Here is a 17,103-nt window from a genome sequence, read left to right on the forward strand (position 1 = left end):
ATGAGCGTAGACATCAGCTGCCGCAAGTTTTCACGGGATTTGGGATTGTCTCGGGTGTACACGTACTTGAAGGCGCAATCCGCCAATAGAGACGCAATTTCCGTTTTGGGGGATTCGTTGTTGCCGATGATGTTTGTTGTTTTTTGAATGTGCATATTGTCTCCTATAAGAAAAAACACTTGATTAACTCAAGTGTTCAGGAGACTGTTCGTAACGCTCGGGAGGAATAATAGTTTATGTGTATTTTTTGTAAAGGGTAAAAATGTAAAAGAACTGTAAATTCAGTTGTCAAGACTATCGTGGGTGGAAGTAGTTGTATCAAAATTTGCACATACCACTCCAGGCCCGAAGAAAAGGAAATTATGGTGGACGTTATCGTGAACGGTTTGTAAGGAGTTTTTTATTTACTTATATTTCCCTCATATAAACAATCAAGGTACGCATATCGTTCATACGAGCAATGGAAAAGAAAAAGTTTGAACTAGACTTTGACGAATACATTCGTCATACGGAACCAAGTCGGCATGAAATGTCTTCTGCCTGGTCCACGGCAATTGGCTTGCAGCAGGTCGATGGGCTAACTCCTTCCAAGTACCTTTTTGAGACTGCCCGCCGTAACATCGATGGCGACATTACCATTGACGAAGCTCAGAAACTGATTAACAGTTATTACGAGTCAAAGACAGAACGGAATGACGACGAAGATGATGCCGAAGAGGCTGACAAGGTTTCTGCACGCATCGCAAAAATTCTCAGCGAAAAGTCTTTCAATTTCTCGCCCTCGTACCTGATTGCGATTCACGGAAAACTATTCCAGGGAATTTATAAGTTTGCCGGAAAAATCCGAGACTACGACATTTCTAAAAAGGAATGGGTTCTGAACGGGGCATCCGTAATGTACGGGGCCGCCTTTGAACTGAAGATGGCCCTGGATTACGACTTTGAGCAGGAACGCAATTTTATCTATGGAGGCTTATCCATGGACCAAATTGTGGAACACCTGGCCTACTTTGTTTCGAGACTGTGGCAAATCCATGCCTTTGGCGAAGGCAATACGAGAACGACTGCTGTATTTACCATCAAGTACTTGCGTTCCATGGGCTTCAAGGTTTCTAACGATATTTTTGCGAAGAATTCCTGGTATTTCAGAAACGCCCTGGTCCGCGCCAACTACAAGAATCTCCAGAAAGGAATCGATAAAAATCCTGAATTCTTGGAAAAATTCTTCCGTAACATGCTCATGGGCGAACACAATGAACTGAAAAATCGGTTCATGCATTTGAACTTCAGAGTTCAAAAACCAACGATTAACACTCAAAAACCAACGATTGGTGATGAAAAGCCAACGATTGAAACAGAAAAAGCAAAGATTGAACTAGCTGTGGAAGAATCCTCGTTTAATAAGACCGCTAAGGAAAATTTGCTGAAATTTGTTCGGGGCGTAGAGCTAGACGAAATTTTTGGTGTTTCTAGAGTAAGGGAAATCGTCGTCTGCGGAGCCTCATCGGCGTCGGCTGCCTTAAAAAAATTGCAAGCCCTCGATTTGATAGAACCTGTTGTGGGCCACGGCAAGGGAAAGTTCCGTTTTAAGGAATGAAAACGAAATAGTCGGATAGAATAGTATGAAAGAAAATCCGTCAAACATTTCTTATTTTATTTCGTTTTGCATTGAGCAATATAAGAATGCGAAGCAAATTTCTGGAGCCGAAGCTATGCAGCATTTAGACAAGTATGGCGTTTTGGAATATTTGCAGGAACACTTTGAAGTTTTGCATACACAAAGTGCTACATGGCTTGTGGAAGAAATCGATGAGTTTATTGCAGTTCGCCAGGGAGGGGTAAAATGAATTTGGAAGTGAACCAGAAAAATCTTTACTTGCTTCTGCCTTCCAAACTCTCCTGGATGGCTGAAATGCTTGCGGAAGATTCAAACATTGAACCTGTAGAAGCTCTCAAAAAACTCTATCTTTCGAAAACCTACAGCGAGCTGGAACAAGAAAACACCAAGATGTGGCATCTCGGCCCGGTGGCGCTTTATCAGGAATATATTGAAAATCAGTGACTCCAGGGAAATTTACTTTCCCTTTCTTGCGGCGTCGATTTCGGCGTTGATTTCATCTAGACTCATGTCGGCGACGCCCGCTTCTTGAGCTTCTGCAGAAAGAGCTTGCTTTTAGTTTGAAACATGTGTAATTGTCGCCCAATAGACGACCTTGCGCTACACAGGAAAGGTTATCTTTATGTTCATGAGGAGGCCCTGATGGAAGCCCAAAACCTGCAATTGCAAGTGGGACCCCTACGACTATGTGGACCGTTTCTGCCGCTATCTCTTGGCAAACACCAAGATTCCCCTGGAACTGCGCATCGCCTACGCTGAAAAGAACTTTGTCGGGAATCACCCCATACACAAGAAACTGAAGGGACTATAGTTTGTGTTGTGTGGGAACCCCGGGATGGAATTCCTGGGGTTCTTTTGGGATAAATCAGTACTTGACTCGTTTTTCATTGCACTTTTTCTTATTATCTTTCAGTATAAATGACCCCGGATTTTGATTCCTTAAAACCAGAAGAACAGGCTCGCGTAAAAATCGACGAAATGCTTCGCCGTGCGGGTTGGGATATCGTCAAACGCGACGAATATTCCGAGCGTTTCAATGCTTGTGCCATTGAAGAAGCTCTGATGGTTGGAAATAAGGAAGCTGATTACCTGCTGGTCTTGGATGGCAAGGCCATTGGGGTTCTTGAGGCCAAACGCAAAGAAAGTTCCCTGGGAAATATGGTTTCTGATCAGGTTGCCTCCTATAGCGCGAAGGTGCCTAATTGGACCCAGACTTGGATGAAACCGCTGCCGTTCCTTTTTAAGAGCAATGGCGATGATTTGTTTTTCTGCGACCAGCGAGATGTTGCAGTGGGCGAGGAACCTGAATTTACCTCCCTTAAGAAGATGAAAACTCCTAAGGAACTGGCGGTTGAAGCTGATCTTAAGTCTGAATTCGCGAAAATGCCCGCTGTCCCTGCTGCTGGCCTGAACGGATTGCGTCAATGTCAATATGATGCCATCAGCAACCTTGAATTGAGTTTTAAGCGAGGCAAGAAAAAGGCTTTAATTATTCTGGCAACCGGTGCTGGTAAAACCTTTACCGCTTGTACTGCCGCCTATCGTTTGCTGAATTACACCCCCGCAAGGCGAGTTCTCTTTCTAGTTGACCGCAATAACCTGGGGAAACAGGCTGAAGGTGAGTTCGGAACTTACAAGCTGACCGAAACTGGAAAACCTTTCAGTGACGAATATGCAGTTCAGCGCCTTCACGATGTTTCTGAAATAGAAAAGTCCAATGTGGTCATCTGTACCATTCAGCGACTTTTTGCGGCTCTTACCGGCCAGGCACTGAACGATTCTGATGACGATGAATCAGATTTTGATACTGGTGATGCCGCACAGGATAAGAGTCCGGTTAGCATTGATTTGCCTGATGACTTAAAACTGGCTAAAAACACCTTTGACCTAATTGTCGTTGATGAATGTCATCGTTCCATTTACGGTAAGTGGCAGAAGGTTCTTAAGTATTTTGATACGGCCCGCATTGTCGGCCTTACTGCAACTCCGACGGAAGAAGCCTTTGCCTTCTTCGACAAGAATACTGTTGTAAATTACGACCTTGATGATTCTATTCGCGACGGTGTGAATGTTCCGTCACGCGTATTTAGAATCAAAACAGAAGTTTCTGATGAAGGTGGTGTAATCAAGTCTGGAGAACGGTACGAAAAGAAACGGAACATCGACGGGTCTAAGGAGAAAAAGACACAAAAGGAAGAACAGACTTATACCAATACGGACTTGGATCGTAGTGTGGTGAACCCTGCCCAGATTCAGTTGGTTGTTCAGCAGTACAAGGAATCTATTTATACTTCCTTATATCCAGAACGCAAACGCGGTGATATTTCTGACTTGACCAGCTTGCCCAAGACGCTGTTCTTTGCAAAGACCGATAGCCATGCCGACAATATTATCGCGGCAATCGAAAAAGAATTCAAAGCTGAGTTTGCCAAATACGGCGAAACGATGCCAGAGCATTTTGTGCAGAAGATTACCTGCAAGGCAGGCAACACCAATAAGCTCATCCAGAATTTTCGAAACGATAAGGATTTCCGCATTGCGGTTACCGTGACTCTCGTAGCTACAGGAACAGATGTAAAACCATTGGAAATTCTTGTTTTCATGCGCGACATTAATTCCGCAGTTCTTTACACCCAGATGAAAGGGCGTGGCTGCAGAACCATTGACGATGAAAAGCTGAAACTGGTAACGCCCAATGCAACTAGCAAGGATTGTTTCTTCCTGGTTGATGCTGTGGGCGTTACAGAACATGAAATGGTGATGCCTACCGGTGGCGATGGACCTCAAGATCACCATGTTCTTGGCTTAGCAAAGCTAATGGAACGCCTGGCTCATGGGGATGTCTGCGACCCGAATTTAGACTTGTTTGCTGGCTACCTTTCCAAAATTCAAAACAAGGCCGATGAAGACGACCTTGTTGAACTGAACAAGCTGATGGCACCAGATGGCCTGTATATTTTCATCAAGCGGATTCAGGATGCTCTTGGCGGCAAGAATGAATTCGAATTCCATCCCTTGCCGGAATTCAAGGACATTAGCCAGCCAAACAATGAACGCAAGGACTTGATTTCTGCCATTATTGATAATCCCAAGGCTCGCGCTAAGGTTAACGAAATCAACAAGGGCTTTATCAAAATTCTGGACGAAGGAACCGATGCCGTCGTTTATGCGGGTTTCAGTGTTGACGAATCCAAGAACTATACAGAAATCTTTGAAAAGTATATCAAAGATCACAAGGATGAAGTAGAAGCCCTTCGCATTATCTACAACAGCGAAGATGTTGCCATCACTTACGAAATGCTCTTGGATTTGAAAACAAAACTCCACAAGCATAATCCTGTGCTTACTACAAAGAATCTTTGGAGCTATTACAATACCCTAAGCAACAACGGGAAACTAGGCAACCGTAAGGTCAAGAAACTGGAAGAAACCGAAGTGGAACTTCTGACAGACCTTATTCAGCTTGTTCGTTTTGCATTCCAGAAAGAAGACTCCCTATACAGTTTGCAGGGCCTTAGTGCCCAGCGTTTTGAATTGTACTGCGGTCAGAATCAGCGCACCTTGACCGATGATCAAAAGGCTATTCTCAAGAAAATTGCTCAGTTCGTCATTCAGAACGGATGCATTTCAAACATTACCCTTGCAAAGTACAATAAACAATTGCTGATGCAAGTTGCACCAATCTGGGGTCCCGAAAACTTCAATTCCGAAGTTCAGAAACTCTCAAAATTCTTATTTAGGAATCTATGATGAAAAAAAGTGTACAGTCTTTTCTGCTAGATAAGAAATTTGTAGCCGATATTAAGAAGATAATCAACGCGGGACGTAGCGCCGCTTATGCCTCGGTGAATTCGGCGATGATGGAGACTTATTGGAATATAGGTAAACGCATTGTTGAACAAGAGCAGAACGGGAAGACCCGTGCTGACTACGGCAAGCAAATTATTGATAGCCTTGCAAAGGAATTGACGGAAGCTTTCGGAAACGGCTTTTCATCAAGATACTTGCGTTCATTTAGAAAATTCTACCAGGTATTCCCTGATGCCGAAATTTGGAAATCGCGATTTCCAAATCTTACGTGGACTCATTATTTAAAAGTCTTAAGAGTGGATAACGATGTTGCGTGTCGATGGTACATTGAGAATGCTTCTAAAGAAATGTGGAGTGTCCGCGTTTTAGACAGAAACATTAGTACTCAATATTTTGAAAGGCATTTTAAGGCACCTCAAGTATCCGATGATGCAACAAAGGACAATCCCTCAAAACTAGAAATTTTAAAAAATCCGTTTGTTGCGGAATTTCTTGGTTTTAAAACTGGGGATGATTTTTCTGAAACAGATCTGGAATCTGCGATAATTTCTCATTTGAAAGAATTTTTGCTAGAAATGGGACGCGGTTTTGCTTTTGTCGCCAGACAACAGCATATTCATACAGATTCCGACGATTATTACATTGACCTAGTTTTTTACAACATCGTACTGAAATGCTATGTATTGATTGACTTGAAAATTGGTAAAATCAAACATCAAGATGTCGGACAAATGGATATGTATGTTCGAATGTATGATGAATTGAAAAGAACGGAAGGTGACAATTCTACGATTGGCATTGTTTTGTGTTCCGAGACCGACGAAACTATTGCGAAGTATTCCGTTTTAAATGACAATGACCAATTGTTTGCTGCTAAGTTGATGACTTATTTGCCTACAGAAGAAGAATTGAAAATTGAAATCGAAAGGCAAAAAGAAATTTTCAACATGCAGCATGGAAAGTAATTTTTATGGCAAAAGAAATCAAATCCGAAACCACTCTTACTAAGAAAGTTTGGAATATGGCCGATGTACTGGCAGCTGCCGGCGTTGGCTTTACCGATTACATCATCCAGCTGACCTATTTGCTGTTTCTCAAGATGGATTCCGAGAAGGAAACCTTCGGCCTGGGCAGCGCAATTCCCCAGGGCAATCGCTGGAGTGATTTGCTGAAGTTGGATGGTCCGGATTTACAGGCCAAGTACGAAAAAATCCTTGACAACCTGAAGGCTCGTGACGGCCTTATCGGCGCAATCTTTACCGAAGCCCAGAACAAGATTCAAAAGCCCGCCATGCTAAAGAAACTCATCGGCATGATCGATGAAGAAAACTGGTTCAGCATGGAAGGCGACATCAAGGGTGCCATTTACGAAAGCATTCTCGAAAAGAATGGCCAGGATAAAAAGAGCGGGGCAGGGCAGTATTTTATTCCGCGTCCATTGATTAACGCCATGGTTGAAGTGGTTGCCCCGAAAATTACCGAAACGGTGGCAGACCCTGCTTGCGGCACCGGCGGCTTTTTGCTTGCAGCCTACGACTACATGAAGGAACAGAGCGAGGACTTAGAAAAACTGAACTTCTTGCAGACCAAAGCCCTGAGCGGAAACGATATCACTCCGCTGGTAGTAACACTTGCAAGCATGAACCTTTACCTTCATGATGTAAGCCCGGATACAACGCCTATCAAGTGCGCCGACAGTCTGGAACACGAGCCGGAACACCTCGTAGATGTGATTCTTGCAAATCCGCCTTTTGGCACTCGCCCGGCAGGCAGTGTGGATATTACCACCATGCGCACCGACTTGATTGTGACCACCACCAATAACCAGCTGAACTTCTTGCAGCACATGATGCTCATGCTGAAGGATGGTGGTCGTGCAGGCGTCGTTTTACCCGACAACGTTCTCTTTGCCGATGGCGCAGGCGAAACCCTCCGCAAAAAATTGCTCACGGAATTCAACCTCCATACCATCCTCCGTTTGCCTACCGGCATTTTCTACGCCAACGGCGTAAAGGCAAATGTGTTGTTCTTTACCAAGGGAACCCCCACCAAGGAAACCTGGTTCTACGATTACCGTACAGGCATCAAGCATACCTTGGCCACTAAACCTTTGAAGCGCAGCGATCTTGATGACTTTGTAAAGTGCTACAATGCCAAGAACATTAACAAGCGTAAGGAAACCTGGAGCGAAGAAAACCCCACAGGTCGCTGGCGTAAGTATTCACAAAAGGAACTCCTTGCCCGCGACAAGACAAGCCTTGACATAACCTGGATCAAGGACCAGGACGAAATCGAAGACGTGACCCTGGGCGAACTCTTGGAAAACATCAAGAGCGAAGCAAAGGAAATTGCCGTCCATTCCGAAAAACTTGCAAAGTTGTTCAAGGGAATCGACGGATGAACACCAAACTCCTGCGACAGAAAATCCTTGACCTAGCCATCCGTGGCAAACTCACCGAGCAAAAGAAATCCGACGGCACCACCAAGGATTTGCTAAAGCAAATCTTCTCCAACGTCATTCTGAGCAACGCGAAGAATCCAGCCGAAACAGCCAAGTCCTCCCGTGTCATCCTGAGCAAGCGAAGCGCGTCGAAGGACCTAGCAAAAGAAATCATCCCCTTGGACAAATCCGAAGCCCCCTTCGAAATCCCTGAAAACTGGGAATGGGTGAGGCTGGGGGATGTTGGTGTTTGGCAGGCGGGAACAACTCCATCTAAAGCAAATGCCTTATATTATAAAGGAGGAACAATCCCTTGGTTGAATACAGGTGATTTGACAGACGGTCTTGTTACTGATATTCCCAAAATGGTTACAGAAAAAGCACTTAAAGAAACATCTTTAAAGATGAATGAGGCTGGTTCTGTTTGTATTGCGATGTATGGAGCAACTATTGGTAAACTTGGAATTCTCAACATTCCCGCAACAACGAATCAAGCATGTTGCGTTTGCAATGAACGAGTTTCTTTTGTTGAACAGAAATGGTTGTTTTATTTTTTAATGTTAATAAGAAGGAATTTATTGAAGCGGGATTTGGCGGAGCTCAACCGAACATTTCAAAAGAAAAAATTGTTTCTACTTTTTTCCCCCTTCCTCCTTTAGCTGAACAGCAGCGAATCGTTGAAGCCATTGAAAAAGCCTTTGCCGAAATCACGGAAATAGAAAACAATCAGGAACTCCTGAAAAAGCACATCAAGCAAGGCCGTCAAAAAATCCTCGACCTCGCCATCCGCGGCAAACTCACCGAACAAAAGAAATCCGACGGCATAACGAAGAATTTGCTTGAGTCCATAATGGCCGCCTCCTCCGAGTGTCATCCTGAGCGAAGCGCAGCGAAGTCGAAGGATCCAGCAAAAAAGAAACAAACCGCCGAACCAAAGCAAATCATCCCTATAGACAAATCCGAAGCCCCCTTCGAAATCCCCTCCACCTGGGAATGGGTAAAGCTGGGGGATATTTGCCAGAATATAAAAAGAGGGAAATCTCCAAAGTATACAGAATCTGACAGTAGTACTCTTATATTTGCTCAGAAATGCAACCAAAAGAATGGCCCTGTTTCTCTTGAAAAAGCCTTGTATTTGGATGAATCAACTTTGGAAAAATATCCTCAGGAAGAGTTTATGCAGTATGGTGATACGGTTATTAATTCTACTGGTACGGGAACTTTGGGACGAGTTGGGTATTTTAATGCAAGTTTGCCGGATGGTGTAACTGGAATTGTGCCTGATAGTCACGTAACTACTGTTAGACCAATTCTATGTAATACGCAATATGTGTACTACGTTGTTAAGTGTAATCAGGAATATTTGGAAGGCCAGGGTGAAGGCTCGACAAATCAAAAAGAATTAAAACCTCACACTATTTTTTATCTGCCAGTACCCCTCCCGCCTCTAGCAGAACAGCAACGCATCGTCGCCACAATCGAACAAGCCTTCGCCGAATTCGATGCCATGGAAAGTAATCTATAAAATACTGCATAAACGAGGTTGGGAAATGGATGCACTTGAATCAAAAAAAGAATACAGAGCCTTGTTGACGGAAACTCTTCCTTATGAGATTCCGGTATTTTTGGATAATTCTGCTTTTTTTCAAAACATGTGTGATGATGAATTGCGAAATATCTTTGAAAAACAGTTTATCAGCCCTAATAAATGGACAATTCCATTTAATTACAGTGTTCGTCAATATGGCGGTGAAAAAAGCAGACATTTAAGCTTGATACACCCTCTTAGTCAGTTAAAAATTGCATCGTTTTATAGGAAAGAAGAATCAAACATCTTAAAAGTTTGTGGTAAGAGTGCACTTTCTCTTAGGCATGTAGCAAATGTTCGAGAATTTAAGCTAAACGATTCAAAAAAAGAATCTACTATAGAAAAATGTGGTTCTTATTTTGAATATAAAGGTTTTGAATATTTCTATAAATTCTTTGATAATGAAAAATTTTTTGACCTAGAAAAGAGATTTAAATATTGTTTGAAATTAGATGTTGCCAAATGTTTCTATCACATATATACACATTCTATTGCATGGGCCGTTGATGGTAAAGAAACTGCGAAAAATAATCTGCATGATAAGAATCGATTTGGAAATGAGATAGACGAATTGATGCAAAAATGTAATTATAACGAGACAAATGGTATCGTTGTTGGTTCAGAATTTTCAAGAATTTTTGCAGAAATTATATTTCAACAAATAGACCTTAATGTAATAGATAAAATAACAGCAAAATGTCCAGGGAAGGAATTTGGGACTGACTACCAGATATATAGGTATGTTGATGATCATCTAATTTTTGCAAATGATGAACAGATTTTAGACGGGATTCTTGAGGTTTATAAAGATAAACTTGAAGAGTACAAGTTGTATATTAACGAAAAGAAAACAAAAAAGGTTTGTCGGCCATTTATATCGAAACAAACCGTAGCAAGATATGAAGTTCAACAAATGCTTTATTCTATTCTTAGTGATATAGACTCAAGAATAGAAAATGATGTAAATGAATTTGAATTATCTTCTAAATTTAACGATTTTGCAAAGCAATTTGGAATCATTGCTTCTAAAAATGAAGTTCCTTATAGTGAATATAGTCACTATTTTCTTTCATGCATCCAAAAAGAATTAAAGAGATTTTGTGTAAAGGAGCGTGCTAATCTCGGTTTTTCTCTCTTAAAATATGTAACGAAAATTGCTTTTTATTCTTTTGCTCTTGACATGAATGTTTCGAGCTCTGTCAAGTTATCTGCTATTATCACAACAATACTTGATTTTGCAGATGAATTTTATAAGATGAATTGTGTTTATATATCGGATTTGAAAACTTGTATTCACTTAGAAATGAGTGATATTCTTGAAATATTTGTTTCAAGTAAAAAAGGGCACGAGACAGATGTTGAGATTTTGAATGTCTTGTTGACTTTGTCAAAGCGAGTGAAGTACGTTCCTAACGAAAAAGATGTGAAAAAACTTTGGGGAAATGATGATGACGAATTATCTCTGAATTATTTCCAAATATGTACAATTTTGTTTTTAGCAGATAATTTTCCTAAGTGTAATCAGATTAAACAACAAGTTAAAGATTGTGTAATTAAACGCTTCAAAGAATGCAAAAATCCTTTACAGTACTCAGAATTTACGTACCTGTACTTTGACTTACTTGTTTGTCCATTTCTTGAGAGAGATTTTAAATTAGATCTTATTGAGATTGTTACTGGTAATCGACTCTCTGCTGGTAATAAATTGAATGAAATCTGTAAGGCAAAGCGATGGTTCTTTGATTGGAATAAAGACCAGAATATGTTGACTTTGCTTGATAAGATAATAATGGGAAATGTTTATTAAAAGATAAGTATGCCAAAACTCTTCCACTTTAGAACCAGCATTATGTTCCGCAGTTTTACATGCGAAACTTTTCTGTAAATGAATTCATTGTAAAATGAAACCTTAAACAGACCTGTTCAAAAAATCTTCTGTTGGCAGGAATATTGCGTTTTTTTATACTTTAAATACTTCAAAATATGGGGTAGACAATGACGAATCAAGCACGTAATATTACTCTGAATACGATTAAAAAGCTGTATGCATTGTCAGGTAATAGATGCGCAAAACCCGATTGTCATAGAGAATTGGTTAGAAACGATACACTGCTGGGTGAAATCGCTCATATAAAAGCCGCTAGTCCAAATGGACCTCGCTATGATGCGTCAATGACTGATGAAGATCGTAGAGATTATGCAAATTTGATATTATTGTGTGGTGATTGCAATAAAATCATTGACGAAAATCCTGAAAAATATCCTGTAGAAATGCTCTACGAATGGAAATTGCAGCACGAAAGTTGTTACCAAGGTCAATATGGTGAAGAACAGAAGAAGTATCTAGAAAGAATAAATAATTGCCAACTGCGAGATGTTGGTGTTGAAAATGATTTTTTCTTTAACATTAAATTGTTGTTTGGGAATAATGGGGAGCTTTGCAAAAAACATGTTCTTTCTGAATACATTTTAAAGCAAATAGAACTGTGCAATTGGAAAGATTTTAAGAATCTTTTTGTAAAAGGAATTGCTGGTATTGGCAAATCTACGGAAATGAAATATGCCTACAACTCTTTAATTGAAGTTTTTTCGGATAAAAACAATCATCAAAAATATCAATTTTCTCCATATCCTGTTTATTTTGAATTAAAAAATTTCCAGGATGATTTACCACTTCCCTTAGATATTGAAAATACAATTGTCTTTCTTGATGGCTTTGATGAACTGTCAGAAAAAAACGCCGTTAAAGTTCAGAAAAAAATTGAGAGTATAAAAAGTTCTCGTCAAAACATTCGATTTATCATTTCTGGTAGAGACGCTTCTTTTTACCAAGAGTTTGTTAAAGTCCTTAATAGTGAGGTCTTAAAATTATCTTATGAAATAAATCTGAATGACAAATGTGATCAAAAACTGTATTATCATTATTTGAACACTCCGCTGTTTTCTTTAATTTTCATTCCATTTTATAAGTATCGAGCTTTACAAGATAAGTATAAGGACATAAAGAATCTTAAGCAATTTATCGAAACAATTATAAATGATAAGTTGAATGATGATAAAAAAAGAAAAGATTATGCAGATGGTATATCAAGTAGACAAAATTCACTATCAAAAATTGATTTCGAAAATTTAAAGAAAAGCATAAGTATTTTTGTTTTTTACCTTTATTCAAAAGGCTCTCGTTATTTTAAAGAAGCAGAAGTTCTAGATATATTTAGGAACGATGACTTTTCCGAATGTTTCTTAAAGTCGTCTCTTATTGAAGAACATGAAAGTAAATTATCCTTTGTTTCTAATATTTATTATGAATACTTTCTAGCTTTGTATTTTTCCACGCAAAAAATATCTGTTATCAGAAATAATCTTTTTCTTTCTAATGGTAAGGCGAAAGTACAAGAAATAGTTGTAATCTCTATGTTGCTAAACATTTTAGACAACGAGAGTTCTCTTTATAAGAAAATCACAAAACAGCTATCAGAACAATCTAGCACGTATATCTTGTTGACAGATTACATAACTCTGTCTTCAGAGACTCGCTTTGATTTCTATAAAAAAATTTTAAATGAATATAACGAACGTAAAGCTCACATTTATTATCTTCGCTTTCGTCCTAGTCACAACCTTCTTGCAAACACAGAATCGTTATCAGATTGTTTAATTGATTTGCTTCCAGATGAATTTAAATTAGAAGCAATAAATTTGCATAAAAAACAAATTGATATTTTTCTAGAAAATCCTCAAAAAACGAAATTGAATAATTTCGCCAACTCGATTATTTTACTTGGTTTATACAATCGAAAAATCTGGAATGAAGAACAACAAGATGTTTTGAAGTCTTTGACTATACCTACAATTCAATTCTTTTTGAACAATCCTTTAGCAAAAGAACTTGACGGGTTACTTTCCTTTGAGATAATTTTGTATTGGTATTTGGAATATGGGTGGGCAGATTGTTTTTCAGAAAGTGATTGGCATTCATTTCTAACTAGTTTTATACCAAATACACCTGACAACTTCTACACTATTGGGAATGAAACCGATTTTAAAATGAAATTGGTTGTTTTCAACTTATTTCACAAAAATCAGGTAGTATCAAAACTCTTTAAGGCTTTATCGATAAGAATTTTGGACACTGAATTTGATAATGGTTCTGCAGGTACAATTCCTTCAATTATTGATGATAATTATGAAGGTCATTTAATTCATGTCGATCGTAATATTACCCGTTTTGGAGATTGTCTGAATGAAATTGATGTACTTTGTGAAGAAATTCTCAGCGTATTTAATAATTCTACAATAGAAAATAGCGTATATAAAATTCGTTCCACAGAAAGAGATGTTGTACAAGATGGTTTATGGAAACTGTTAGACAAATGCGCCAACTATTTTAGGGTAGAATATTCCAAAGAATTACTTTATTTTATAAGACGATATCTTGATGATGGACATTTTATGTTCCAGGATCGGGTAAACTATTTCTGCAAAAGCTTAAATGCTGATGCAAAAATTGAGTTACTTTATGAAATTCTGAAGGATAAATGCTTTTTCATTGGAGAAAAGAACTGGTACCATTGTGCAGCAATTATAGAATTACTCGATAATGGTAATATTGATACTTCAAAAAAAATACTAGGAGAATTAAAACAAATTTTCGCAGACAATCATCGTCTTATAGTTAGAAACATTGCTTCTAAAAAAGAAAAACATCTTTTAAAAGAATATTGTAGCGAAATACTGCCTTCTATTGATCCCGTATTCATTGAGGAAGATTCAAAGCTTATTAAAGCAATTGAAAAATTTGAACATGATAAACAAGAAATGCTTGCTAAAGAGACAAGTATTATTTGCAATAAAAATGAATTGTTGAAGGAAATTAATCGGGTATCAAAGTATGTTGAAGAAAATATCTCCAATGAAGACAATAAGGGAGCTTGGAATGTTTTATATGAAATGGAATTACAATCTATTGAACATAATATTAGGTGGCCTTATAAAAAGAATTGCTCAAGAGAAGTCTTCTCTGCATTTGTAGTTAATTTTCTTAAACAGGGAAAATTTCTTAAAGATGACTTGATTGATCTAAACGCAGTGTATAAAGAAGTTGAAGTATGTTTTGCTTCCGAAACAGTTTTCTGGCGTTATATATACGTTTATTGTATCTCAAACAAAAAGACTGAGGATATAAAACAATTCTTATCTAATAATCAAGATATCGTTGAACGAATAAAAAAGTCAATGCAAACGGAAGTCACTGAGATTGTTAAACAATTGTCGGGTGAATTTTTTGATAAGAAAAATTGTAATTATTGGATGTATCCTTTTCTTTATTACTCAGCATTATTATATAAGGCGATTTCTAATCGCTAACGCATAATGTTGAACTTCTTCGAAATATATTCATTTGGGGTCAAATAGTCAAGTCGCTTTCTTGGCCTGTTGTTCAAATTATCCTCAACCCATTTTATAAAACTTTCATCAATATCTTCAATCCTTGCTTTTTTGGGAATGAACTGTCTAATCAATCCATTCATGTTTTCATTGGCTCCTCTTTCCCAAGAGTGATATGGATGTGCGAAATAGTATTTGATGCCCAATGATTTCGCTACGATTGCATGGTCGGCAAACTCCCTTCCATTATCCGAGGTAATTGTTTTTAGCATTCCCTTGTACGGCAGGAGTACTTCGATGATGGCTGCAGCGACCTCATCGGAATTTTTGCTACTCAGCTTTTTGATCCAGCTTTTATTTGAGGCTCGGTCATTTATCGTGAGAAGCTTACCCTTGTGACCCCTGCCAATGACCAGGTCAACCTCAAGGTCTCCAAAACGGTTCTTTCTGTCAACGACTTTCGGACGGTTGTCGATTGACACAAGACCGACAATGCGGCCTCTGTAGTCGTTTTTACGGCCTCTGGACGCATGCTTCTTGTTTTTCCTTCTAAGATGCGTGTAAAGATTTCCGCCGTGTTTTTTATCGTCCCAGATATGTCGGTAAATCAGCTCTACGCATGGACATTTGAGGTTCCTCTTCCGGCACCGTTCTCTGACCTGTTGGGGGCTTAAAAAACACTGCAAACTGGCTTCAACGATACGCCAATCATAGTTTTTGAACTTGGGGTGGACATGGTTTTGCCTAGTCCTCTTCACCGCTTTGGCGTCAGCAGTCCTTGCCTTATACTCTCCTCGAGACCGGTTTCGCTTCAGTTCTCTTGAAATGGTACTTTGGGAACAGCCGACTTCCTCGGCAATCTGTTTCTGAGAGCAACGACTACACAACATTCCCTGAATTATGTATCTTTGCTCTTGGCTAAGATGTTTCAATGCAACCTCTTTGTGGTAAGAGAAGGCTGCAATTTAGCTATCCTAGCTGGCTCCCGTTCGGGAGCCTTTTTTACTGCCTTCTGATTCCGCTCGGATTATGCATTAGCAAGTTGAATTCGGGTAAAGCAAAACTTCCGGATTGGTTTGATGAAAATAAAATAACGGATTTCGTAATATGCGCTGACATTTATCATGAATTACATTATCACAGGAAAGATATATTTTCCTATGATTCAATTTTTGAATGGCTTGAAATAGAATGCGGTGTCGCCAAATCAATGTTAATCGAATCGTCCATAAAGTGTTATGAAGAAGTCAACGTAGATTCTATAAGATCACGGATAATTTACTTTCTTTCAGAAGTAGATGATTGTAATGTCATTGATTTTGTTGTTAAACATACAAAGAAAGTTTTAGACGAAAATACGAATCAACATGAAATTCAGTACGCTTTCGCTCACTATTGGCGAACAATTAAACTTAATAAAACAGATGAAATAGTTTCATTCGTTCCGTTTGAAAAATTTTTGAGTAAAACAGAAGAATCGAGCACTGATTTGACCGATGCTATCGTTGATTATTTCTGTGAAAACGCCTCAATAGAACAAAAAAAGAAGGCTATAAGAATAGTAAGCTCATTAGAAGGTCTAAGAAAGCAAGAACTTTTAAGGAATTTAGGAGATGAAAGTGCAATTCATCGTGCAATAGATGAATATTTAAAAGGAGCCAGTGTAAATTCTAATCTGGATCAATCCTTGTATAAAATAAAAGTTCTTGATGACAAACTTTACGAAAAATTTATTGATTTGTATGAATATACAATTGATAAATCTAACGAACGACGTAGAATTCTCGGTAATTGGTCACTATATATAATCAAAGAAAATATCACTAAAAAACGATATGATGTGTTAAAGAAAAGAATAGAACGAATTATTGAGATTCACAGGGAAAATGGTGATTATTGGGAATGGTTGCAAGACATCCTAGATGAAATTGAACAAAAATTGTATGAGAATATTTTGGAAGAGGATGAGAATCAAATCGTAAAAAAAGGCACTTGTTCAATTTCTAGCCTTTGTGCTAAAAGAATTTATATTTCCTGTATTTTGCTTCCTATTATAATTCTAATTGTATGTATTCCGATGTTTGGATGGGATGAGATCGAGCCAATAACCTACATTGTAGGTTCTATTGAGCTTCTTGCGTCGGGTATCCTGAGCTTTATTGATGGAAAATTTAAAAGTCCATTTCAGCGAATTGAAGAATACTTTGAATGATGAGTTAAACAGAAAAATATGTCATAGAAAGAGCTCTGTTAGCGGAA

General features: G+C 38.7%; 12 protein-coding genes and 1 pseudogene. 12 read left to right on the forward strand and 1 reads right to left on the reverse strand.

Annotated features, from left to right (window positions below; all coding sequences use genetic code 11):
* Positions 1 to 460 precede the first annotated feature (460 nt).
* From BUB94_RS14215 to BUB94_RS14270, 11 genes and pseudogenes are all read left to right on the forward strand, one after another.
* Positions 461 to 1,597: a Fic family protein gene (locus BUB94_RS14215; RefSeq protein WP_073238222.1), complete on the forward strand. Its 1,137-nt coding sequence runs from the start codon at positions 461 to 463 to the stop codon at positions 1,595 to 1,597.
* Positions 1,598 to 1,622: 25 nt separating this feature from the next.
* Positions 1,623 to 1,847, forward strand: coding sequence for a DUF3791 domain-containing protein (locus tag BUB94_RS14220; protein ID WP_073238225.1), 225 nt, complete (start codon positions 1,623 to 1,625; stop codon positions 1,845 to 1,847).
* Positions 1,844 to 2,062, forward strand: coding sequence for a hypothetical protein (locus tag BUB94_RS14225; protein WP_073238228.1), 219 nt, complete (start codon positions 1,844 to 1,846; stop codon positions 2,060 to 2,062). The genes BUB94_RS14220 and BUB94_RS14225 overlap by 4 nt, the downstream gene beginning before the upstream one ends.
* A gap of 244 nt (positions 2,063 to 2,306) precedes the next feature.
* Positions 2,307 to 2,429, forward strand: coding sequence for a hypothetical protein (locus BUB94_RS17330; protein WP_256375067.1), 123 nt, complete (start codon positions 2,307 to 2,309; stop codon positions 2,427 to 2,429).
* A 107-nt stretch (positions 2,430 to 2,536) separates the two neighbouring features.
* Positions 2,537 to 5,368 carry a type I restriction endonuclease subunit R gene (locus BUB94_RS14230; RefSeq protein WP_073238231.1) on the forward strand — a complete coding sequence of 944 codons (2,832 nt, stop codon included), beginning with the start codon at positions 2,537 to 2,539 and terminating at the stop codon, positions 5,366 to 5,368.
* The gene (locus BUB94_RS14235; RefSeq protein WP_073238234.1) at positions 5,365 to 6,393 is read left to right on the forward strand and encodes a PDDEXK nuclease domain-containing protein; all 1,029 of its coding nucleotides are present in this window, start codon (positions 5,365 to 5,367) and stop codon (positions 6,391 to 6,393) included. Before BUB94_RS14230 ends, BUB94_RS14235 begins: the two co-directional genes overlap by 4 nt.
* A gap of 5 nt (positions 6,394 to 6,398) precedes the next feature.
* Complete coding sequence (locus BUB94_RS14240) at positions 6,399 to 7,829, forward strand: type I restriction-modification system subunit M (protein WP_073238237.1); 1,431 nt, start codon at positions 6,399 to 6,401, stop codon at positions 7,827 to 7,829.
* Positions 7,826 to 8,538: pseudogene (locus tag BUB94_RS17250) on the forward strand (restriction endonuclease subunit S); the annotation flags it as partial. The gene BUB94_RS14240 and the pseudogene BUB94_RS17250, both read left to right, overlap by 4 nt.
* A gap of 180 nt (positions 8,539 to 8,718) precedes the next feature.
* Positions 8,719 to 9,393, forward strand: coding sequence for a restriction endonuclease subunit S (locus tag BUB94_RS14260; protein ID WP_083538336.1), 675 nt, complete (start codon positions 8,719 to 8,721; stop codon positions 9,391 to 9,393).
* 25 nt (positions 9,394 to 9,418) lie between these two features.
* Positions 9,419 to 11,263, forward strand: a complete 1,845-nt coding sequence (drt3b, locus tag BUB94_RS14265) for an antiviral reverse transcriptase Drt3b (RefSeq protein WP_073238246.1) — start codon at positions 9,419 to 9,421, stop codon at positions 11,261 to 11,263.
* Positions 11,264 to 11,451: 188 nt separating this feature from the next.
* Entirely contained in the window at positions 11,452 to 14,823 is a 3,372-nt protein-coding gene (locus BUB94_RS14270) for an NACHT domain-containing protein (RefSeq protein WP_073238249.1), read from the forward strand.
* Here the strand turns inward: BUB94_RS14270 and BUB94_RS14275 are convergent.
* Positions 14,820 to 15,776 (reverse strand): IS30 family transposase, encoded by a 957-nt coding sequence (locus tag BUB94_RS14275; protein ID WP_073238252.1) that lies wholly within the window; start codon positions 15,774 to 15,776, stop codon positions 14,820 to 14,822. The two genes, BUB94_RS14270 and BUB94_RS14275, sit on opposite strands and share 4 nt — an antisense overlap.
* Positions 15,777 to 15,886: 110 nt before the next feature.
* Between BUB94_RS14275 and BUB94_RS14280 the strand changes: the two genes are divergently transcribed.
* Positions 15,887 to 17,056, forward strand: a complete 1,170-nt coding sequence (locus BUB94_RS14280; RefSeq protein WP_139260257.1) for a hypothetical protein — start codon at positions 15,887 to 15,889, stop codon at positions 17,054 to 17,056.
* The last annotated feature ends 47 nt before the right edge of the window (positions 17,057 to 17,103 follow it).

This window comes from Fibrobacter sp. UWH9 (genome assembly GCF_900129715.1).
In the GTDB taxonomy this organism is placed as follows: domain Bacteria; phylum Fibrobacterota; class Fibrobacteria; order Fibrobacterales; family Fibrobacteraceae; genus Fibrobacter.